Source organism: Rhodococcus sp. 05-2254-2, from assembly GCF_002259095.1.
Classification (GTDB): domain Bacteria; phylum Actinomycetota; class Actinomycetes; order Mycobacteriales; family Mycobacteriaceae; genus Rhodococcoides.
The window spans coordinates 445,013-466,834 of sequence record NZ_NOZJ01000019.1 but is presented as its reverse complement, the minus strand read 5'-3'; the positions used below and the strand labels follow the sequence as shown (position 1 = coordinate 466,834).

Sequence of the window (21,822 nt, the reverse complement as noted above, 5' to 3'; positions counted from 1 at the left end):
TGCCGTATCGCGCTAGGACCAGCGAAACAACCGGATCGCGCAGGCGGTTCCGGCGATCACCGCGACCACGAGTCCGATGGGTCCGCCGATGTCGACAGGCGTTCCGGCCCAGGCAGATCCCAGCGCGGTGACGGTGGCACCGAAGGGCAGTACCTCACCGACGGCCGCAACAGGACCCGGTAGATCCGCGACCGGTCCGAACAGTCCGCCGGTGGCACCGAGAACCAGGAACAGGGTCAGGCCGATCGCGACGGCCGAGTTCGCTGTCGGCGCGACGGCGGCCACCACGATCCCCAGCGAGTACATCGCCGCGGCACCGAGTACCAGAACGGCCGCGACCAGGATCGGATTGTGCGGCGCAGTGATTCCGAAGAGCAGGGCAGCAGTGGACAGAGCGATACCGATTCCGAGTGTGGCTTGGACGGCGCTGGTGATCACTTGCGCAGCCAGCACCTGCGTCGGTCCGATCGGTGTCGTCGACAGTCGCTTCAACACGCCGGACTTGCGATAGAGCGCAAGAAAGCTCGGCATGTTCACGATTCCGATGACGGCGATGATCATGGTCAGGGCCAGCGGCAGTACGAACCGATCGAATGCCGTGATCGCGCCAGGCCCGACGATCTCCGCCGAGGTACCGGAGCCGTTCATCACCAGTACGAGAACCGGGAGGGCGATGGGAACGATCAGGCCTGCCGTGTCCCGGGTGACCATGCGCATTTCGGCCCCGACGAGTGCGCCGGTGGCGCGCAGGCCCGGACGAGGTGCAGCGTGGATCTCGTGTGCGGTCATGCCGAACTCCGTTCCGTCAGCGTCAGGAAAGCGTCTTCGAGGGTGGCCCGGTGGTCGCCTCGCAGGCCGGCGTCGGTGATCAGAGAATCCGGTGTGCCGGTGGCCACGACGGAGCCTCGATCGAGGACGGTGACGCGATCGCACAGGCGGTGTACCTCGTCCATGTGATGGCTGATCAGCAAGATGGTGACACCGTCTGCGCGGAGGCCCTCGATCAGTCGCCACACGGTGCGTCGTGCATCCGGGTCGAGTCCGGTGGTGAGCTCGTCGAGCAGGACCACCCGAGGGGAACCGATCAGCGCGAGGACGACCGACAACCGTTGCTGCTGGCCTCCGGACAGCCGCTCGTAGCGCACCCGGCGGTGCTCGTGCAGGCCCACCGCACGAACGAGCGCGTCTCGATCGGCAGGTCGACGGTGGAAGGAGGCGAACAGATCGACCAGTTCGGCAACGGTGAGCGCGGTGTGAAGGTCGTTGGACTGCAGCTGTACTCCCAGAACCGCGCGTACTCGATTGCGGTCGGTGAAGGGGTCGAGTCCCAGAACTCGCACGGCACCGGAGCTCGGCTTACGAAGGCCCGCAATGGTTTCGACCAGGGTCGTCTTACCGGCACCGTTGCGCCCGAGCAGGCCGTGCGTCTCGCCTTCGGCGACCGTGAGGCGCACGCCTGCCACGGCGGTGCGCTCTCGATAACGCTGGGTGATGTCTCGAACGTCGATCGCTGCCATCCGATGTTCCCTTCTCGATCGTATCGATCTCGACGCTAGATCTGCCGTGGACTGCGCACAGGTGCCGATCGTCACCGAAGGTGATCGTGACTTTCGGCAGGGGTGCGCGGGCGGACCGGGCGATAGGGTCGACAGAATGAGACGCCTCGGACCCGACGTTCTGGCCGGTGCGTTCGTGTCCGCACTCGCGGTCGTGATGGGCGCTCTCGTCGTCTTCGATCGGTCGATCGCCGACGGTCTCTCGGTTCCGCGCTGGGTCTGGGCCGCGCTGTTCGCGGCCTTCCTGCTCGCGCAGACCGCGGGCATGTGGTGGGAAGACCGGCTGCCGGATCGTCTCGTTCGTGCGAGCTTCGTCGCCCAGGTGATGCTGGCACCGGTTCTCGTGCTGACCGCCCCGACAGCAGGTTGGTTGCCCATTCTGTTGGTCTTCACCTCGACGTTCGCCGTGTATCGGGTGACCGGTTCGTCGGTGGCGGTCATCGTTGCGGTCTACACCTGCTGTGTGGGGGTGTCGGTTGCGATCCGGGGTGGACGGATCTCGGAGATTGCACTGATCACGTCGATCTACGGAGCGCTGCAGGTGGCCAGTGCGTTGTCGGTGACCGCGCAGCTGCGACAGGCTCGGTTGCGCCGGGAACTTGCGGTCGCACACGCCGAACTACGCACCGCCAGTGCGTTGTTGGACGATTCCTCCCGTGCCGACGAGCGATTGCGCATCGCGCGAGAGTTGCACGACGTGCTCGGTCACCAGCTCACCGCACTGAGTCTCGAGCTCGAGGTGGCGTCCCACCGGGTACCCGAGCCTGCGCGCGAGCATGTCGTCAGGGCGCAATCCATCGCACGTGACCTGCTCGGGGACGTGCGATCGACCGTCGGCGAGGTCCGCGCCAGAACTCCGGTGCTGGGGGAGTCGCTCGATCGACTGGTTGCCCGGCTACCCGAACCGGTCGTGCATCTGACGGTCGACCCCGAGCTCAGGGTCGACGAGGCTCGCGCGGTGGCGGTGGTCCGCTGCGTACAGGAGATGATCACCAACACCATTCGTCACGCGAATGCCGATGAGATGTGGATCGAGGTACGCGCGGATCCGCCCGGTGCGCTGTCGGTCTCGGTGCGCGACGACGGCCGGGCGTCGGCCGAGTTCGAGCCGGGGCACGGGCTGCAAGGAATCCGAGAGCGCATCGAAGGACTGGGCGGCACGGTCACGTTTTCGGTCGATCGCGGGTTCGTGGTCCAGGCGACGGTGCCCGCACCGTGATCACGGTCTTGATCGTCGACGACCACACTCTGGTTCGGCAGGGTATCCGCAGCCTGCTCGAACTGGACCCCGACATCGAGGTGATCGGGGAAGCCGACGACGGCGCCGCTGCGGTCGCGTCGATCGAACTCGATCCTCCCGATGTGGTGTTGCTCGATCTGCGTATGCCGCGGTTCGACGGCCTGTGGACCCTTCGTACCCTGCAGGACAGAGGAATTCGGGTTCCGGTCTTGGTTCTGACGACGTTCGACGACGACGAGTTGGTGCTCGGGGCGCTGCGCGCGGGCGCGAAGGGTTACCTGCTCAAGGATGTGACCTTCGAGCGGCTCGGCGGTGCCGTACGTGAACTCGCGGCCGGGCGCACCTTGGCACAACCTGCCATCACCGAGAGACTGCTGGACGCTCTTCGGGCCGGGAAACACGGCCCGAGCGACGTCGGAGTCACCGACACACTCACCGCCCGCGAGATCGACGTCCTCCGGCTCGTCGCAAGCGGATACACCAACAGATCGATAGCCGACGCACTGCATCTGGCCGAGGGAACCGTCAAGAACCACATGTCGTCGGCCATTCTAAAACTCGGTGCGAACGACAGAACGAGCGCAGTTCTGCGTGCGCTGCGGGACGGCCTGCTCGACTGACCGGGCCGGCGATCGGTCCGGGCGGCGGCCGATGTGTCGGTGGCTCGTGATTGCATCTGTGTCATGAGCTCGGACGGCAGACACGGCGCGACGGTCACACTCGTCCGTGCGCCCAAGGTGGCTCGCCCGGCACGTGAGTGGACCGGCTCGGCAGCGCGGCTGCTGTCCTCGACACCCGACTCGGCGGCAGAGGCCGCGACAGGTGCACCGCGATGGAATCCGTGGCAGATCCTGGGCGGTCCCGGCACGGGTAAGACATCGCTCGTGGCCGATTACGCCGTCTCGCGCATCGTCACCGGTGATCCGGAGTCGGTGCTGGTGCTCACCCAGTCCAAACGGGCGGCAACTGCGGTCCGCGAGGTCATCACCTCGGGTCTCTTCAGCGGCGATCACGCACTGCGGGCGACCCGTGAACCGCTGGTGCGCACGGTGCACTCCTACGCCTTCGCGGTGCTGCGGCTGCAGGCCTCGCTGTACGGCAATCCGCCACCGCGACTGCTGACCGGTGCCGAGCAGGACGCCGTGGTGCGTGAGATGCTGCGCGGCGATCTCGAGGACGGAGCAGGAAACTGGCCGGAGCGGCTGCGTCCGGCACTGGGCACCGCGGGATTCGTCACTGCGGTGCGAGACATGATGCTCAGGTCCGCCGAACGCGGGGTCGGACCGGAAGACCTCGTCAAACTGGGTCGCAAACACGGCAGACCCGAGTGGGTTGCCGTCGGGAGGTTCGCTGCCGGATACGAGCAGGCCATGTTGTTGCGCGGTGCCGTCGGAGTGGAAGCGGCCGGAGCCACGGCACCGGGTCTGGACGCCGCCGAGCTGATCGGTGCCGCGCTCATGGCGTTCGCCACCGATCCGGAATTGCTGCGCAGCGAACGCGCCCGTATCCGGCACCTCGTCGTCGACGACGCGCAGCACCTCGATCCGCAAGCGGCACAGCTGGTTCGGCTGATCGGAACCGACACCGAATCCACCGTCGTCGCCGGGGATCCCGATCAAGCCGTGTTCACCTTCCGCGGTGCCGACCCCTCTTTCGTGGCCGACCTGGTCGAGGTGGATTCGCCGCGTCGCGTGATGCTCACTCGCAATCACCGGTCCGTTCCCGAGGTCGCAGAGCTGACCGACATCATCGCCGGACGGTTGCCCGGGCTCGGTCGGCACCGCTGTCCCGAACCGGTGGGCACCGCACGCTTCGGTGAACCGGCAGCGCGCGTGCACGTCGTGTCCTCGCCTGCCAAGGAGGCGGCGATCATCGCCGACGCCATGCGTCGTGCCCACCTGATCGACGGCATGCCGTGGTCCGAGATGGCGATCGTGGTGCGGTCCGTGCCGCGCACCCTCGCACCGTTGCGTCGGGCGCTGCACGGCGCAGGGGTGCCGATGATCACCCCGACCTCGGAGCTACCGCTGCATCGCCAGCACGGGGCCGTGGGTCTCCTGCTGGTACTGCGTGCCATCTCCGACCCGAGCTTCGACGGTGAAGATGCCCTCGCGCTGCTCTCCGGGCCGATCGGCGGGGCCGATCCGGTGGGTCTGCGGCGATTGCGCCGGGGCGTGCGCAGGCTCGAACTCGCATCGGGCGGCGAGCGCGACTCCGCCGAGCTGCTCAGAGTCGTACTCACCGACGACACTCGGGGGAGCGCCGGGTGGATCGGCGGACTCTCCGACGTGGAGTCCGCCCCGTTGCGTCGAGCCCTCGGTGTCGTTCGGAAGGCACGGGCGCTCGCCCGCACCGGCCGCGGGGTCGAGGACGTGTTGTGGGCGGCGTGGCAGGCATCGGGGCTCGAGCGGCGTTGGTCCACCGCGTCCGCCTGGGGTGGCTCGGCCGGTGCCCAGGCCGACCGCGACCTGGATGCGGTGGTGGCGCTGTTCGACGCGGCGGCAGCATACGTCGACAGGTTGCCGCGGGCTCAGATCGGTGGATTCCTCGATTACATTGCGCAGCAAGAGATTGCTACCCTGAACTCACACCGACCCACGGTTCGGGCCGACGCGGTGACGCTGCTGAGCGCGCATTCCGCCGCGGGTCGGGAATGGGAGCTCGTCGCGGTCGCCGGGGTACAGGAAGGCCTGTGGCCGGGGCTGCGGTCACGCGGCAGCCTGCTGGGCACCGACACCCTGGTCGACCTCGTATCCGGGAAGGTCGATGCAGCAGCGGCGCTCGACGGGCGACTGTCGAAGTCGGCACCGTTGCTGGCCGAGGAGCGCACGCTGTTTCTGGTGGCGTGCAGTCGCGCTCGATCGACCTTGCTCGTGACAGCCGTCGATTCCAGTACCGGAGATGCGGATCTGGTCCGATCGCGATTCTTGGACGAACTACGCGGCGTCGACGGCGGAGGCGAGTCGGATCTCGCACCCGGGACCCCCGTGCCGGAGACTGCGCACCGGGTGTTGGCGCTGCCCATGCTGGTCGCCGAGCTACGGAGTGTGGTGTGCGATCCGGTTGTCGCCGAACAGGATCCGGACAAGCGCGCCCGAGCGGCCCGGCATCTGGCGACTCTCGCCGACGCCGGTGTTCGAGGCGCGCATCCCGACGAGTGGTTCGGAGTGGCAGGGCCCAGCACCGACGCGCCGCTGTGGCAGCTCGGCGACGGTCCGGTGCCGCTGTCGCCGTCGACGGTGGAACAACTCTCCACCTGTCCGCTGCGATGGATGCTCGAACGTCACGGCGGCAACGACGGCACCAACACCCATGCGGTCACCGGCACGCTCGTACACACTCTCGTCCAGGCGGTGGCCGGCCGGATACCGCCGGAGCAACTCCGGCGTGCGCTCGAAACAGCATGGGATGCAGTGGATCTCGGATCGCAATGGTTCTCACGGCACGAACTCGACCGAACCGGTGCGATGCTCGAGACGTTCGAGACCTGGTTGCAGGGCAGTCGAGGCGAGCTCACCGAGGCCGGAGTCGAAGTGCGCGTCGACGGCATCCTCGACGCTCGGTCGGAGGACGAGCCGGCGGTGGCGTTGCGCGGCCGCATCGACCGACTCGAGCACGATCCGGACGGTCGGCCGGTGATCATCGACGTCAAGACGGCCAAGACCGTGATGTCCAAGGAGGACGCCCAGGGCCATCATCAGCTGGCCACCTACCAGGTCGCCGCGGCAGCCGGTGCCATCGAGGGCGAGCCTGCGGGCGAGCCCGGCGGAGCGCGGCTGGTCTTCGTGGCCAAGCCCCACAACAAGGACGGGGCGACGCAGCGTGTCCAGCAAGTGCCGACACCGGAGAAACTCGAGGAGTGGCGAGACACCGTGCATCAGGCCGCATCGGCGACGCAGGGACCCACGTTCGAGGCGCGGATCAACGACGGCTGCAGGCACTGCCCGGTCAAGTCCAGCTGCCCGGCACACGAGACGGGAAGGCAGGTGACCGAGCAGTGACGACTTCGACGAAGACACGGACCGGCTCGGTACGGGTGTCGCCGGTCGAGCTCGCCCGGGCGCTCGGGCAGAAACATCCACCGACCGACGAACAAGCCGCGGTGATCGCAGCGCCGCCCGGCCCGACGCTCGTCGTCGCAGGGGCAGGCGCGGGCAAGACCGAGACCATGGCGGCCCGCGTGGTGTGGATGGTGGCCAACGGTTTCGTCGACCCCGACCAGGTTCTGGGTCTGACCTTCACCCGAAAAGCCGCACAGCAGTTGACCTCTCGGATCAGAGCTCGGCTGGCTCGGCTGGCCGGATCCGATCTGGTGCGCGCACTCGACCCCAGCCTGGCACTGCGCGAGCGAATCCTCGGTGCCGAGCCGGAAGTGAGCACCTACCACTCCTACGCGGGCCGGCTGCTCACCGAGCACGGCTTGCTGCTCCCGATCGAACCGTCCGCGACTCTGTTGTCGGAAACCGAACTGTGGCAGCTGGCCCACCGTGTCGTCAGCACCTGGGACGGCGACCTGGACACCGACCGCAATCCCACGTCGGTGACCGAGGCCGTACTCGCACTCTCCGGTCAGTTGGCCGAGCATCTGGTCGATCCCGAGGATCTGCGCCATGCACACGTCGAGTTGGAGACGCTGGTGCACACTCTCGGGCCGGGACCGCGACAACGTGGTGGCCCCACCAAGGAGTTGCTGAACATCCTCGACGCGCAACATCAACGAATCGGGTTGCTGCCGTTGGTGGAACGGCTGGCGCAGACGCTGCGGCGCGAGGGCGCACTGGATTTCGGCTCGCAGATGTCGATGGCGGCTCGGGTCGCCGCCGAGCATGCCGAGGTGGGAATCGCCGAACGGCAGAGATTCCGGCTCGTGTTGCTCGACGAGTACCAGGACACCGGGCATGCCCAACGCGTCCTGCTGTCGTCGCTGTTCGGTTCCGGCAGCGATCCGCAGTTGGCTCTGACCGCCGTCGGTGACCCGATGCAGTCGATCTACGGGTGGCGCGGCGCATCGGCAGCAAATCTGCCTCGGTTCGCCACCGATTTCCCCGAGGCCGACGGAAGCCCGGCACCCCGGCTCGAGCTGCTCACCAGCTGGCGAAATCCGCCCGAGGCCTTGACGCTGGCCAACCTGATCACCGACCCACTGCGCCGCGTCGGGGTGCCGGTGCCGACCCTGCGGGCCCGCCCGGGTGCGGTTCCCGGTGATGTCCGACTGGCCGTCACCGATACCGTTGTGGGCGAACGAGAGTGGATCGCCGACCGGATCGCGGGGGAGTACCGCGCTGCCCTCGAGCAGGATCGCACGCCGCCCACCGCCGCGGTTTTGGTGCGCCGCAACGCCGACGCCGAGCCGATCGCGGATGTGCTGCGCAGCCGCGGGTTGCCGGTGGAGGTCGTGGGCCTCGGTGGATTGCTGCACGTTCCCGAGGTGGCCGACATCATCGCGATGCTGCGTTTGGTAGCCGACCCCACTGCCGGAAGCTCGGCGATGCGCATCCTCACCGGCTCTCGGTGGCAGATCGGACCGACGGATCTGCGGGCACTCTCGCAGCGCGCCCGAGAACTCGAGATCCGCGGCGGCTACGGCACCGCAGGTCGCGTCGACGACCCGGAGGCACTCGATGCTGCGCTCGGTAGCGCCCTACCCGGCGAGCAGTCGGAGCAGGCCGGTCTGGCCGACGCGATTGCCGATCCAGGTCCGGCCGAGCGGTACTCGGAGGTGGGGCATCGCCGGATCGTCGCCCTGGCAGGTGAACTGCACCTGCTGCGCGACCGCATCGGTCAGCCGCTGACGGAATTGGTCGGCGACATAGAACGGATCATAGGGATCGGTGTCGAAGCTCAGGCCCGCACACCGAGCAGCACCGACGGCGCGGTCGGTCGTGAACATCTCGACGAATTCGCCCATGTGGTAGCCGATTACGCCGACAACCCGACTGCCACGGTCACCGGATTCCTGTCGTTCCTGGCCGCGGCGGAGACGGTCGAGGACGGCCTCGCCCCCGGTGAGGTCGACGTCGCGCCGCATCGTGTGCAGGTGCTCACCGTCCATTCCGCGAAAGGCCTCGAATGGGAGGTGGTGGCTGTCCCGCACGTGGCGAAGGGTGTGTTCCCGTCCGCGAACGCATCCTCGACCTGGCTCGGGGCGATGGCCGAGTTGCCGCCGTCGCTGCGCGGTGACCGTGCACTCGACGGCGAGGGCTCGGAAGGCGTTCCGGTCCTCGAACTCGACCGACTCCACAATCGCAAGGACCTCGAGGACGCCGTCAAGAGTCACAAGGATGCGCTGGCGAGGCGTCGACTTGCCGAGGATCGCCGACTGTTCTACGTGGCACTCACCCGAACCGAGCGGGTGCTGCTGGTATCCGCGCATCACTGGGACGAGACCGCCACGAAGCCGCGTGGGCCGTCGGAGTTTCTCGCCGAGTTGCACACGCACATCGAGCAATTCGCCGACACCGCGGTGATCGAGCAGTGGGCACCCACCCCGGAGGATGGGGCGTCGAACCCGCTCGGAGCCGTGCCGCACACCGCGTCCTGGCCACGCGATCCACTCGGCTCCAGGCGCGGAGCGATCGAGAGCGGTGCGCAGGAAGTGCTGCGCGCGCTGGCAGACATCTCGGCCACACCGAGAGAAGAGCGTGACGGCATCCAGGATCGAACCCGGGAGGACCCCGAGAACTGGGCCGCGGACGTCGACACTCTGCTGGCCGAGCGGGCCGCACGATCGGTGGCGGGAGTGGACGTGGCTCTTCCCGGCAACCTGTCGGTGACGCAGCTGGTCGACCTCGCGGCGGACCCCGATGCGTTGGCCTCACGCCTGCGCAGGCCGCTGCCGTTTCCACCGAACCCGTTGGCGCGCAGAGGAACCGCGTTTCACGCCTGGATCGAGCGCCGTTTCGGCGCGACCCGATTGCTCGATCTCGACGAACTGCCGGGCTCGGCCGACACCGGAGCCTCGGCCGACGTCGACCTCGAAACCCTCCAGCAGGCGTTTCTCGAATCGGACTGGTCGCTCCGCAGCCCCGTCGAAGTGGAGGTGCCGTTCGAGACCTCCGTGGCGGGAACGGTACTGCGAGGACGCATCGACGCCGTGTTCGCGGACGCGGACGGCGGCTGGACCGTCGTCGACTGGAAGACGGGCGCAGAGCCGACGGCGTCGGAACAGCGGGCGGTAGCGATGCAGCTCGCGGCCTACCGGTTGGCGTGGGCCGAGCTGATGTCCATCGGGCGCGCCGAACCGGTTCCGCTCGACCGAGTGCGCGCAGCGTTCCACTACGTGCGCAGCGGTCACACCATTTCGCCCGAGAACCTGCCGGACGCAACGGTATTGGCTCAGCTTCTGGAAGGTCGGGTCGGGCCCGAGCAGCCGGAGCCTACGGTGCGTTCCGACGAGCCTTCAGAGCCTCGGTGACCAGCGGAATCTGCAGCGGCAGCCGGGCGATCATCGCTGCTTTGAGAGCCGGTGAGGTCTTCGGGCTCTGTACGTACTTCCACGCGAGGTTGATGTTGGCGGGGAAGACCACGACGAACAGCGCGGCCGCGAGTGCACCGCCCAGTCGACGAGTCCGTGGTGCGGCCAGCGTTGCGGCCACGGCGAGTTCGGCCACACCCGAGACCTGCGTGTAGGTCCGCGCCGAGCCGGGCAATGCCGTCGGTACTTGGACATCGAAGAACTTCGGCGTGGCGAAGTGCAGAACTCCGGCTCCGGCGAGCAGTCCCGCGAGGCGCAGTGCGGCTGCCTGACTCGATCTCTGTGTCATGCCCATACCGTGCCACACCCAGCGTCGTCGGCACGGAAGCCTGGCATGGGGTTACGCTGCGTGCCGTGAATGATCTCGACATCGGCGAGTACCTCGGCGGGCGACGTGGCAGGTAGGTTTCGAGCGCGCTTGGGTGACAGCGGCGCGCTGACCGACAAGCCCGACTTCGCCCTCGTGGGAGTGCTCCGGGTACCCGAACTGGAATCGAGCCCGTGGCGCGCCATCTACAAGCGGGTTCTGATGGCGCTGGGGATCCTGTTCCTGGCGGCGTTCGTCGTCTATCTCGATCGCGACGGTTACAGCGACAACCAGAACGGCGAATTGTCCTTCCTGGACGCCTTCTACTACGCAACAGTGTCGCTGTCGACGACGGGATACGGCGATATCGCACCGATGAGCCCGTCGGCGCGACTGGTCAACATCCTGGTCATCACACCCCTTCGGGTCCTATTCCTCATTCTGTTGGTCGGTACCACGCTGTCGGTTCTCACCGAGCGGTCCCGGCAGGCATTCAAAATTCAGCGATGGAGACGCAGCGTGCGCAATCACACCGTGGTCATCGGTTTCGGCACCAAGGGCCGTACCGCAGTCGACGCGATGCTCGGAGACGGCGTGTCGGCGTCCGACATCGTCGTGGTCGACACCGATCAGATGGTGCTCGACACCGCATCGGCCATGGGCTTGGTCACCGTCCACGGTTCGGCGACCAAATCCGACGTGCTCAGACTCACCGGCGCCCAGCACGCGTCGGCCATCATCGTGGCGACCAATCGAGACGACACCGCAGTGCTGGTGACTCTGACCGCCCGAGAGATCGCTCCCAAAGCCAAGATCGTCGCAGCAATCAGGGAAGCGGAGAACACGCACCTGCTGCGTCAGTCCGGTGCCGATTCGGTGGTCGTTTCCTCGGAGACCGCGGGACGTCTGCTCGGTATCGCCACGTCGACTCCGTCCGTCGTGGAGATGATCGAAGATCTGTTGACGCCGGAGGCGGGCTTCGCGATCGCGGAGCGCGAAGTCGAGCGTGACGAGGTGGGCGGTTCTCCGCGGCACCTGACCGACATCGTTCTCGGGGTGGTGCGGGGCGGCAAACTGTTCCGAGTCGGTACTCCGGAAGTCGATGCGGTCGAGGCCTCCGACCGACTGCTCTACATCCGTCGCGTCGGCGACTAGTCACGGCCAAGTAGGGTCGTGCGCGTGCCGAAATTCCAACTCGCTCACCCCCCTCGACTGTCCCGATCGCCACTGAACAGGGCAGAAGAACTTCGCCGAGACACCGCAGCGTTGGCAGCGGGTTGGCCGACTGCTCGCATCCTGAACGTGGACGGCAGAGGCCGATTCCCGGTTGACGAGAACGGCCTGGTGTTCGGCTCTGCCGCGGATCTCGCTACCGAGCCGACGGCCGATGCGGTGTTCCTCGGAATTCACGGCGATCGGCATCTGTGGGCCCGCCGGGTGGAGGTCGTGGCGGGCACGGTCGGCGACCTGCGCACCGACGGCGATCGACTCGACAGCGCCGCGTTGTCGACGGTGACCGGAGCCCTGGCGATCCTCAATTGGCATGCGAGCGCGCAATTCAGCTCACTCGACGGCGCGCCGTCCGTTCCGTCGAGCGCAGGCTGGTCGCGAACGAGCACGTCCACCGGTCACGAGGAATTCCCGCGTACCGATCCGGCGGTGATCTGTCTCGTTCACGACGGCGGCGACCGAGTGCTGCTGGCGCGAGCACCCGCGTGGCCCGAGCGTCGCTTCTCGGTGCTCGCGGGCTTCGTCGAGGCCGGTGAGTCGCTGGAAACCTGTGTCACACGGGAGATCAGAGAAGAAGTGGGCCTCGACGTCTCCGGTATCGAGTATCTGGGCAGCCAGCCGTGGCCGTTTCCGCGATCGGTGATGATCGGGTTCTCCGCCGTCGCCGACCCGGAGCAACCGCTGCACTTTCAGGACGGCGAGATCGCCGAGGCCCACTGGTTCGATCGGGCCGAAGTTCTCGCCGCGCTCGAGGTGGGCGACTGGGGATCGGATTCGACGTCCCGGTTGCTTCTGCCGGGCTCGATCTCCATCGCACGGGGAATGCTCGAGGCGTGGGCGGCGACGGCCTGACGTCCGGTCAGAGCGAGAGTGCGCGCTTGACCTCGGCCAGAGTGGGGTTCGTGGCCGTCGAGCCGTCGGCGAAGAGCACGGTCGGCACCACATGGTTGCCGTTGTTGACGCTGCCGACGAAGTCGGCCGACTCCGGGTTCTGCTCGATGTCGATCTCGGCGTACTCGATTCCGGCCTGGTCGAGCTGGGTCTTGAGCCTGCGGCAGTAACCGCACCACGTGGTGGAGTAGACGGTCAGCGCGGCCGGGGTCTGCGGGGTGTTCTCGGTAGTGGTCACGTGACCAGTCAACAGGAGCACCGGCGCGATTGTTCCGGCCGACACCTGCATCGGCCGTCGGCCACCCGGTTCGGCCCCGGGTGGAACTGTCGGTACGCACTGACACAATGGTCCTCATGGCTGACGACGCGATGACCGCCGGACTCGATCCGGAGCAATCCGCGGCGGTACTGGCTCCCCGTGGCCCGGTCTGCGTTCTGGCCGGTGCGGGCACGGGAAAGACACGTACGATCACCCGACGCATCGCCCACCTCGTCTCTGCCGGGCACGTGTCCTCGGGGCAGGTGCTGGCGGTCACGTTCACCGCGCGCGCGGCCGGCGAGATGCGTGGCCGTCTGCGCGAGCTCGGCGTCGGGGGAGACGGTCCTCCGGTGCAGGCACGTACGTTTCACGCCGCGGCCATGCGCCAGCTCAAGTACTTCTGGCCTCAGGTGGTCGGCGACACCGGCTGGCAGCTGCTCGACCGCAAGTTCACCGTCGTCTCGCAGGCGGCGAACCGTGCCGGGGTGTCGACGTCGACGGACGCCATCCGCGATCTCGCGGGCGAGATCGAATGGGCCAAGGGATCGCTGATCGCACCCGAGGACTATCCGCGCATCGCGGCGAGCAATCGTCGTGACGTTCCGATGGACGCGACCAAGGTCGCCGCCGTCTACGCCGGTTACGAGGAGCTCAAGTCCCGCGGTGGTGATGGGATGTTGCTCGACTTCGACGACCTCCTGCTGCACACGGCCGCTGCGCTGGAAGAACATTCGTCGGTGGCCGACGAGTTCCGTGAGCGCTACCGCTGCTTCGTCGTCGACGAGTACCAGGACGTCACTCCGTTGCAGCAACGGGTGCTCGACGCCTGGGTGGGCGAGCGTGACGATCTCACCGTCGTCGGCGACGCGAACCAGACCATCTATTCCTTCACCGGCGCATCTCCGCGGTATCTTCTCGACTTCTCACGGAAGTACCCCGAGGCCACCGTGGTTCGGCTCGAGCGCGACTACCGTTCCACACCCGAGGTGGTGTCGCTGGCCAATCGCGTGATCGGTGCCGCTCGCGGTCGCATCGCCGGCACCCGACTGCAGTTGATCGGTCAGCGTCAGCCGGGACCCGAGCCGGAGTTCTTCGAGTACGACGACGAGCCGGCGGAAGCCGATGGGGTAGCGCGCGCGGTCAAGCGATTGATCTCGAAGGGCGTCGAACCGGCCGAGATCGCGATTCTGTACCGCATCAACGCGCAGTCGGAGGCACACGAGCAGGCGTTGACCGAGCTGAAGATCCCTTACCAGGTGCGCGGCGGCGAGGGGTTCTTCACCAGGCCCGAGGTGCGGCAGGGAGTCAACGCGTTGCGGCAGGCAGGCGGTCGTGACGATCTGCCCGACGGCGCGCAGGCCGGCGAGGGACTGCCGGCTCTGGTGCGAGCGGTGTTGGCCCCGCTCGGCCTGACGGCAACCGAGCCGACCGGTGCACAGGCCCGCGAGAAGTGGGCATCTCTCGGCGGTCTGGTGCAGCTCACCGAAGAACTTCTGGTGCACGATCCGGAACTGACTCTCGAGAAGTTGTTGGGGGAGCTCGCCGCGCGCGCCGAGGCGCGGCACCCACCGACCGTCCAGGGCGTGACCCTTGCGTCGCTGCATGCGGCGAAGGGGCTCGAGTGGGATGCGGTGTTCATCGTCGGTCTCGCCGACGGCACTCTGCCGATCTCGCACGCGATCGGAAACGATCCCAGTGCCAACAACGAGGCGGCCGTCGAGGAGGAACGCAGGCTGCTCTACGTCGGTGTCACCCGCGCCCGTGTCCACCTGCATCTGTCCTGGGCGCTCGCCCGCAACGAGGGTGGACGCAAATCGAGGCGGCGGTCGAGGTTTCTCAACGGTCTGATCCCCGAGGACTCACCCGCCTCGCGTATCGCCGCGCCTGCTGCCAAGAAGTCCGGGCCCAAGTGTCGGTTGTGCGGGAAGCCGTTGATCGGTACGTCCGCGACCATGCTGGGTCGGTGCGACAGTTGTCCGTCGAACGTCGACATCGCCCTGCTCGACGCGCTGAAGTCGTGGCGATTGGACAAGTCCCGCGAACTGAAGGTGCCCGCGTACGTGGTGTTCAGCGACAACACGCTGACGGCCATCGCGGAGCAGCAACCGCAGGACGAGCGTGGGTTGGTCGCGATTCCGGGAATCGGGGCCAAGAAGCTGGAGCGGTTCGGCGAAGAAGTTCTCACCGTGGTGCGAGCCTCGGACACGTGACGCGGAGGTCCGAAAATCTCCGCAAAACCGCAGGTAGAAAATAACTTGTGCAGATATCGGCAGGGGGCTTAGTCTGTTTCACGTGCCGCGGGAGATCGCGCACTGTCCAATCCGCCGACGAGACCAGAACAGGAGCTGAAGAAAATGATCAACACATTGCACGCCGCCGTTGCCCACGCAACCGTCGCGTTCAGCCCTGTCCTCGGCACGGCACCTTTCGGAGTTGCCCCCCTCGGCACTCATGCCGCCGCCGCAGGCTCTGTTGCGCAGACGTGGATTCGTTCCTCTGCTTTCGGCCCCATCCAGGAGTCCGCATATGCGGACTCGGTGTCGAATTCCGCCCAGGTCGCCCTGGCACCAGGAGCGAAAGCCGTTGCTCAGGCAGCCCGACGTCACCGCGCACCACGTGCGTCCGTGCTCGACAGCAGACACCGACTTCACTGTCGGTAGACGCTTCGACAAGCCCCACCAGGCCACGGACCCGCACTCGCGGACCGTGGCCTTTCTCGTTCAGGTAGTTCCTCTATCCGAGCGTGAGGCCGACTGGTTCGCATCACCCCTCGAACCGATAACGACGCCGCACGAAAAGTAGAGGAGACCGACGTGTCAACCGCCACGATCCGGACGACATGCCGACCAGAGTCCGAAAGTGCTTACGCTGCACAGTATTCGACCGAATCGGTCGAACTGGCCTTGTCGGTGCCCTGCCGAGCGGCGAACCCCGACATGTGGTTCGCCGACACCCCTGCCGAACTCGAGCAGGCCAAGGCGCTGTGCGCCCAATGCCCCATCCGGCGTACCTGCCTGAGCGCGGCCCTCGACCGCGCCGAGCCGTGGGGCGTCTGGGGCGGCGAGATCCTCGAGCAGGGTGTCGTCATCGCCCGCAAGCGTCCCCGGGGTCGGCCACGCAAGAACGCAGCATGACGCCCGAGACCGGTGCCCGGTTTCGCCGAACGAATCAGTCGGTGAAGCCGGGCATCCACTCGGTGAGGATCGCCATGTACGGCGCGTAGGCGTCGAGTTGGGCGCAGATTCCGACCAGCCCGCCCAGCACGCGAAAGATCATCACGTATTCCGCAGGCATGTTCAGTGCCCGAACGGTGCGGAACTGCGCACTGTTGAAATCTGCAGCGGTGCCCGCGGCCTTCTGCAGCCAGGCCCGGGTGAAGTGGAACGATTCGGTGTGAATCGGATCGGTGAAGGGACGCAGATAGTCTTCGATCTCCTTCTCTGTCACCGTTCGGCCCGGCACCACGAAGCCGCTCTCCGTGAACAACACCACGAGCTCGGCGAACTTCTCGTCGCGGGCGAGCGAGACCATACGACCCAGGACGGGCGGGAGACCGTCGGGCATCGGAGCGCACGCACCGAAGTCGATGACACCCATGCGTCCGTCGTCGAGCATCATGAAGTTGCCCGGATGAGGGTCGGCGTGCAGCAACTTCGCGCGCGCCGGGGACACGAATGCGAACAACGCGAGCAGTTCGCCCGCCCGGTTACGTTCCTCGGCCGTCCCGTTCGCGATCACATCGGCCAACGGCCTGCCGGTCATCCATTCGCTGACAACGACTTTGGGAGCACTGGCGACGATCTTGGGAATCGCGAACTGCGAGTCGCCTGCGAATTCCTTGCTGAAGGCACGTTGGTTCGCGGCCTCGATACGGTAATCCAGCTCGTCCTCGGTACGGGCCGTCAATTCTTCGAGCACCGGCTTGACGTCCGTGCCCGCGAGCACCGTGCTGAACAGGTTCGCGAACCGCGACAGCGTCTTGAGGTCGGAGCGCAATGCGTCGTCCGCGCCGGGGTACTGGATCTTGACCGCGACATCGCGTCCGTCGGCCCAGGTTGCGCGGTGCACCTGTCCGATGCTCGCCGACGCGATCGCAGTGTCGTCGAAATCGAGGAAACGTGACCGCCACGCAGTTCCGAGTTGCTGGTCCAACACCCGATGCACGGTCTTCGCGGGCATGGGCGGGCCCTGCGCCTGCAGTTTGGTCAACGCCTCGCGGTACGGCTCCGAATACTCCTCCGGAACGGCCGCTTCCATCACCGAGAGCATCTGCCCGAGCTTCATGGCACCGCCCTTGAGTTCCCCGAGAACGGAGAAGAGCTGTTCGGCTGCCTTCGCGGCCATGTCCGCATCGATTTCGTCACGATTGCCGCCGGCGAGCTTCTTGCCGAACCCCATGGCGGCACGACCGGCCATCCCGAGGGGAATGCTGGCCAGTTTTGCAGTACGAGTCGATCCACGGCGCGGTATGTCAGACACAGCTCCATCATGGCTGAACCTTCCGACAATTGCTCGGACCGCCCCGCGCCGACCCCATCGGTCGTGGTGAGCTCGCTATAAGCGCGTGTGGTCAGTGCCAGCAATCGCAGTGAGGATGCTTGGACCACAGGCGTTTGTGCACGGTGGTTCCGGTTGCTGCGAAGTCCAGTTCCATGGTGCAGTCGGCGGTCTCGGGAAGCGCGGCGTCGGAACGGCCGATGAGGTTCTCCAACTGAGCGAACGCGAACGCTGCCGTGGCCAACACCGTCGCGCTGCTGGCCTGGCCGACCGTGCCGAGCAGTTGAGCGGAAAGATGCGGCCACTCGGGCTCGAAGTCGCATCGCGTCAGATCTGCGCACCGCAGGCAACTCGTCCGACCGGGCAACACGAAAGGACCGACGATGCCCTTTCCGTCTCGCAGTCGCACCTGCAGATGTGGGATGCGCAGCCGCACCAGGTCGGTCACCAGTCGAGGTTCGGCAACCAGATCGTCGGCGAGCACCACGACGTCGTAGTTCCACGATCTCACGACCGAATGCGGATAGCGCGTCGGAGTCAGACTCGTTCGACTCACCGTGACACCGGTTCGACTCAGACCGGAGGCCAACGCGTCCGAGATCGGACCCCGCCCCACGAGGTGGACGGTCTTCACCGTCCCCGATCCGGCCTGCGACGCATGCGGCGAGGCGTCGGGCACCACGGGTTCTCTCGTGCCGTGCATCAGCAACCCGGAGTCCTCCAGTTCGCCGAGCATCGCCGAGGTCCGATTGGCCGAGAGTCCCAATGTCATTGCGTGACAGACGATATGAGGTCTGGAATGACCCGCGGCCAGCAGCCGGAGTATTTCGAGTATCGAGCCCGGTTCGGCACCGGGAGGTGGCGTGACGACGACGCTGGTCTCGGGATTCCAGCCCAACTGAACGGTGCCGTCTCGACGCGGCAGAATTGCCACTGCAGGATCGAGTCGAACGGTCGGTGTGATCATGAGACACACTCTGACAGCGCCGACAACGAAGAACGCCCGCTCAGGGCACGTTATCCACAGGGTGCAAGTGCCTCCGAGCAGGCGTTCGACGGTCTCGATCGAAGTGGCGCGAACCCGACGGGTCAGGGTGTGGATGAACCCTTCTCGGGGTCTCCGTCGGTGCCCTCGTCGTCGCCTTCCGCGGCGCGTTCGGCCGCTTCGGCGCGCTCCTTGGCCTCCATCGCCTCGAGCTGCGCGATCGGGTCGTCGAAGCTCGACGTTCCACCGCCGACCACGCGGTCGATGAACGCCGCGGGGTTGTCCAGGTCCGAGGAATCCGGCAGAAGATCGGGGTGTGCCCACACACCGTCGCGTCCCTCGACGTCGGCTGCGGCGAGGAGCTGACGCCACAGCTCGGCGGCCTCGCGAACCTTGCGGGGTCGCAGTTCCAGGCCGACCAGCGTCGCGAAGGTCTGTTCGGCGGGGCCTCCCGACGCCCGTCGGCGTCGGATCGTTTCGCCGAGTGCGACGGCACCGGGCAGGCGGTCGCCCAGAGCTGCTGCAACCACTGTCTCGACCCATCCTTCGACCAGGGCGAGCAGTGTCTCGAGACGCTCGAGAGCGTGCTTCTGCTCCGGCGTCGTCTGTGGCTCGAAAGCACCCTGCTGCAGGATCGCCTCGATCTTCGACGGGTCGGTCAACGCGGACGGGTCGAGTCCTGCGGCGGCCTCCTCGATGGCCGAGAAGTCCATCCTGATCCCCCGCGCGTACTCCTCGACGGTGGCCAGAACCCGTTGCCGCAACCACGGAACGTGGCTGTACAGCCGCTGGTGGGCGGCTTCGCGTGCGGCGAGGAACACCAACACCTCACGGTCGGGCTGCTCGAGTCCCTCACTGAACGACGAGATGGCAGACGGCAGCAACGCCGCTGTTCCCGACGGTCCGAGGGGCAGGCCGATGTCGGTGGAGGTCAGCACCTCCTTGGACAGCTGGCCGAGTGCTTGGCCGAGCTGCGAGCCGAACGCCATCCCGCCCATCTGCGTCAGCATGCCCATCATCGGACCTGCCATCTGCTGCGCTTCGGCGGGCAGGCCGGAGGTCCACATGCCCGAGATCTGCTCAGCGACCGGGTCGCACAAGCGCTTCCAGGTGTCGATCGTGTTGTCGAGCCAGTCGACCGGTGTCCATGCAACGGTCTTCGTAGCACCGGCCGGCAATGTCGTCGCCCCGTCCAGCCACAGTTCGGCCAGGTGTGCGGCGTCGGTGATGGCCTCACGTTCGCCTGCCGACACCGGGCTGAAATCGCCCATCTGCTGACGTGCGAGCTGTTTGGCGAGGTCGTAGTTCACCGGCCCCGACCCGGTTCCGCCCGCAGCTCCCATGCCGCTGAGCATCTGGCCGAACTGGGTGAGCATCTGGCCCAGCTGTGCGGGGTCGAATCCCTCGCCGCCGAAGCCGAAACCGGCAGGGTTGCCCGAGCCGTCCGGATCCTTCTTCTTGTCCGGGTCGTCGTCGGAGGCACCGAAACCAAAATTGCTCATGACTCAACGGTACAAGCCCGACGAACGTAGAGAGTGGTGGATCGTCACGCTGACGGCGAACAGTCCGAGCCGTGAGAAGTCGGCGCGGACGTACTCGGTAGGGGCGGTCTGCACCGTCGACCGTATTCGGATCTAGTGTCTACGGAGTGAACCGAAGGATCGCCACTCTTGTCGCTGCGCTGGTACCTGTGGTGGTGCTGGGCGTCACGGGCTCGGTCGTCACCGTTCCGTTCGCCGCTCTCGGCCCCGGCCCGACGTACAACACTCTCGGTGACGTCGACGGGGTACCCGTGGTGCAGATCGACGGAACCGAGGTCGACCCCACCGCGGGCCACTTGAACATGACGACCGTGGCCGTGCGCGATCAGCTCAATCTGTTCGAGGCACTCGGCTTCTGGGCCAGCGGCAGGCAGGGACTCGTTCCGCGCGAGGAGGTCTATCCGCCGGACATGTCGAAGGAAGAAGTGCAGGAGGGTAATCAGGCGGACTTCGAGGAGTCGGAGTCCAGCGCCGAACTCGCCGCGCTGCATCATCTGGATCTGCCGGTGACGCTCGCGGTGGCGAGTGTGGCCGATGACGGGCCCGCTGCCGGCGTGCTGAACGTGGGGGACACGCTCGTCTCGGTCGACGGAGCCCCGGTGTCCACGGCGTCCGCGGTCCGCGAGGCGGTCAGCTCCAGGGCCCCGGGTAGTTCCATCGATATCGAGTACGTCCGGGACGGCACGACGCGGACGGATTCGGTGGTGCTCGAAGCCCGGCCCGACGACGACGCGTTGGGATACCTCGGCGTCACGCCCGAGGAGCAGCCGGACGTGCCGTTCGACGTGACGTTCAACCTTGCCGACGTCGGTGGACCGTCGGCCGGACTGATGTTCAGCCTGGCCGTGGTCGACAAGCTCAGTCCCGGTGAGCTGAGCAACGGAGAGTTCGTCGCGGGGACGGGGACCATCGACGCCGAAGGCACGGTCGGACCCATCGGCGGCATTCCGTACAAACTGATCGCCGCCCGTGAAGCCGGAGCCACCACGTTCCTGGTACCGGATGCGAACTGCGGTGAGGCGCAACAGAACGTCCCCGACGGCCTCAGGCTGGTGCGTGTCGAATCGTTGGACGGTGCAATCGACTCGCTGCAGGCGATCGGCTCCGGCGGCGACGTGCCGTCCTGCAGCTGACCCAGCCCTGTCGCTAGTCGTCGTCGACGGCGTCGAACGTGGCGTAGAGACCGTGCACGACGTTGGGGGCCAGGTCCTCCGCGATGCGAAGGTCGATGGGTGCGAATGGATCGGCGTCCTCGTCCGGGTGCAACTGCAGAAGAGTCAGGGACGGACCGTCCTTGAGGACCGCGACGATCAATCGCGCATCTCGTTTCTCGGGATGGTTCTCGGCAGCCGAGCGAGCGGCCTGGTCGGCCGCATCGGGATCGGCGAGCAGCGGGATCAAGGCATCGTCGAGGGTCGATTCGGCTGCCGGGGGAAGAACTACGATCTCTTGGACCAAGGCGCATCCGACGACACCCTCGGGCCACGTGGAGGTGGCCAGGAACTCGTCCAGGGCGGGGGAGCCGCCGGTGATGTCCTCGGGTAGCGAATGTTGTTGGATCGGAGTCAGGGCAGCGCCGTCGGCCAAATCGTCGAGCAGTCCCGGCTCGGCTGCGGCGAGTGCGGCTGTGGGCACCAAGGCGAACATCTGGGGTGCCTGGTGCCATCCGCCGGCGTCGACGAAGTCCGCCACCTCCCGCGCGCACCGCGCCAAGGCGTCGGCCACATCCTGTCCACCCGTCTCGGGGTCGAACTCGACACCGAAATCGTCTCGGCCGGGCAGTCCGTCGCTGTCGTTGCTCACCGCACTATCCTCGCATTCGGATGGTTCCTCGGATGCGAG

At 66.8% G+C, this 21,822-nt stretch carries 17 protein-coding genes; 9 read left to right on the top strand and 8 right to left on the bottom strand.

The annotated features are described in order from the left end of the window. Window positions 1-12: 12 nt before the first annotated feature. Together CH283_RS21895 and CH283_RS21890 are read right to left on the bottom strand one after the other, a co-directional pair. Window positions 13-789: an ABC transporter permease gene (locus CH283_RS21895; protein WP_068046007.1), complete on the bottom strand. Its 777-nt coding sequence runs from the start codon at window positions 787-789 to the stop codon at window positions 13-15. Next, on the bottom strand, window positions 786-1,517 hold the full coding sequence (locus tag CH283_RS21890; RefSeq protein ID WP_094642472.1) for an ABC transporter ATP-binding protein: 732 nt from the start codon (window positions 1,515-1,517) through the stop codon (window positions 786-788). The genes CH283_RS21895 and CH283_RS21890 overlap by 4 nt, the downstream gene beginning before the upstream one ends. A 136-nt stretch (window positions 1,518-1,653) precedes the next feature. Between CH283_RS21890 and CH283_RS21885 the strand changes: the two genes are divergently transcribed. The 4 genes from CH283_RS21885 (at window position 1,654) to CH283_RS21870 (ending at window position 10,210) form a co-directional block, all read left to right on the top strand. Next, window positions 1,654-2,775: a sensor histidine kinase gene (locus CH283_RS21885; RefSeq protein ID WP_176460495.1), complete on the top strand. Its 1,122-nt coding sequence runs from the start codon at window positions 1,654-1,656 to the stop codon at window positions 2,773-2,775. Beyond that, window positions 2,772-3,416, top strand: a complete 645-nt coding sequence (locus CH283_RS21880) for a response regulator (protein WP_094642297.1) — start codon at window positions 2,772-2,774, stop codon at window positions 3,414-3,416. Before CH283_RS21885 ends, CH283_RS21880 begins: the two co-directional genes overlap by 4 nt. 63 nt (window positions 3,417-3,479) lie before the next feature. Further along, on the top strand, window positions 3,480-6,797 hold the full coding sequence (locus CH283_RS21875) for an ATP-dependent helicase (RefSeq protein ID WP_094642296.1): 3,318 nt from the start codon (window positions 3,480-3,482) through the stop codon (window positions 6,795-6,797). After that, window positions 6,794-10,210 (top strand): ATP-dependent helicase, encoded by a 3,417-nt coding sequence (locus CH283_RS21870; RefSeq protein WP_094642295.1) that lies wholly within the window; start codon window positions 6,794-6,796, stop codon window positions 10,208-10,210. Before CH283_RS21875 ends, CH283_RS21870 begins: the two co-directional genes overlap by 4 nt. On the opposite strand, the gene CH283_RS21865 is transcribed toward CH283_RS21870, so the two are convergent. Beyond that, a complete protein-coding gene (locus tag CH283_RS21865) occupies window positions 10,173-10,559 on the bottom strand; it encodes a DoxX family protein (protein ID WP_068046016.1) in 387 nt (128 codons plus the stop codon). The genes CH283_RS21870 and CH283_RS21865 overlap by 38 nt on opposite strands. 105 nt (window positions 10,560-10,664) lie before the next feature. On the opposite strand from CH283_RS21865, the gene CH283_RS21860 reads away from it, so the two are divergent. Together CH283_RS21860 and nudC are read left to right on the top strand one after the other, a co-directional pair. Next, window positions 10,665-11,732, top strand: coding sequence for a potassium channel family protein (locus CH283_RS21860; RefSeq protein WP_094642470.1), 1,068 nt, complete (start codon window positions 10,665-10,667; stop codon window positions 11,730-11,732). A 24-nt stretch (window positions 11,733-11,756) separates the two neighbouring features. After that, window positions 11,757-12,659, top strand: a complete 903-nt coding sequence (gene nudC / locus CH283_RS21855; protein ID WP_068045985.1) for an NAD(+) diphosphatase — start codon at window positions 11,757-11,759, stop codon at window positions 12,657-12,659. Window positions 12,660-12,666: 7 nt separating this feature from the next. Here the strand turns inward: nudC and CH283_RS21850 are convergent, their stop codons facing one another. Continuing rightward, complete coding sequence (locus CH283_RS21850) at window positions 12,667-12,936, bottom strand: mycoredoxin (protein WP_032398313.1); 270 nt, start codon at window positions 12,934-12,936, stop codon at window positions 12,667-12,669. Between the two features lie 116 nt (window positions 12,937-13,052). Here CH283_RS21850 and CH283_RS21845 point away from each other — a divergent pair, with 116 nt between their 5' ends. Continuing rightward, on the top strand, window positions 13,053-15,167 hold the full coding sequence (locus tag CH283_RS21845; RefSeq protein ID WP_373455157.1) for an ATP-dependent DNA helicase UvrD2: 2,115 nt from the start codon (window positions 13,053-13,055) through the stop codon (window positions 15,165-15,167). 603 nt (window positions 15,168-15,770) lie between these two features. Next, window positions 15,771-16,091, top strand: coding sequence for a WhiB family transcriptional regulator (locus tag CH283_RS21840; protein ID WP_068045970.1), 321 nt, complete (start codon window positions 15,771-15,773; stop codon window positions 16,089-16,091). Window positions 16,092-16,125: 34 nt separating this feature from the next. On the opposite strand, the gene CH283_RS21835 is transcribed toward CH283_RS21840, so the two are convergent. From CH283_RS21835 to CH283_RS21825, 3 genes are all read right to left on the bottom strand, one after another. Next, a complete protein-coding gene (locus CH283_RS21835) occupies window positions 16,126-17,436 on the bottom strand; it encodes an ABC1 kinase family protein (protein ID WP_094642294.1) in 1,311 nt (436 codons plus the stop codon). Between the two features lie 91 nt (window positions 17,437-17,527). Beyond that, entirely contained in the window at window positions 17,528-18,421 is an 894-nt protein-coding gene (locus tag CH283_RS21830; protein WP_068045965.1) for a hypothetical protein, read from the bottom strand. Window positions 18,422-18,543: 122 nt separating this feature from the next. Then, entirely contained in the window at window positions 18,544-19,941 is a 1,398-nt protein-coding gene (locus CH283_RS21825) for a zinc-dependent metalloprotease (RefSeq protein ID WP_094642293.1), read from the bottom strand. 146 nt (window positions 19,942-20,087) lie between these two features. On the opposite strand from CH283_RS21825, the gene CH283_RS21820 reads away from it, so the two are divergent. Continuing rightward, entirely contained in the window at window positions 20,088-21,113 is a 1,026-nt protein-coding gene (locus CH283_RS21820) for a YlbL family protein (RefSeq protein ID WP_094642292.1), read from the top strand. Between the two features lie 13 nt (window positions 21,114-21,126). Here the strand turns inward: CH283_RS21820 and CH283_RS21815 are convergent, their stop codons facing one another. Continuing rightward, entirely contained in the window at window positions 21,127-21,705 is a 579-nt protein-coding gene (locus CH283_RS21815) for a PPA1309 family protein (protein WP_176460511.1), read from the bottom strand. Window positions 21,706-21,822: the final 117 nt, after the last annotated feature.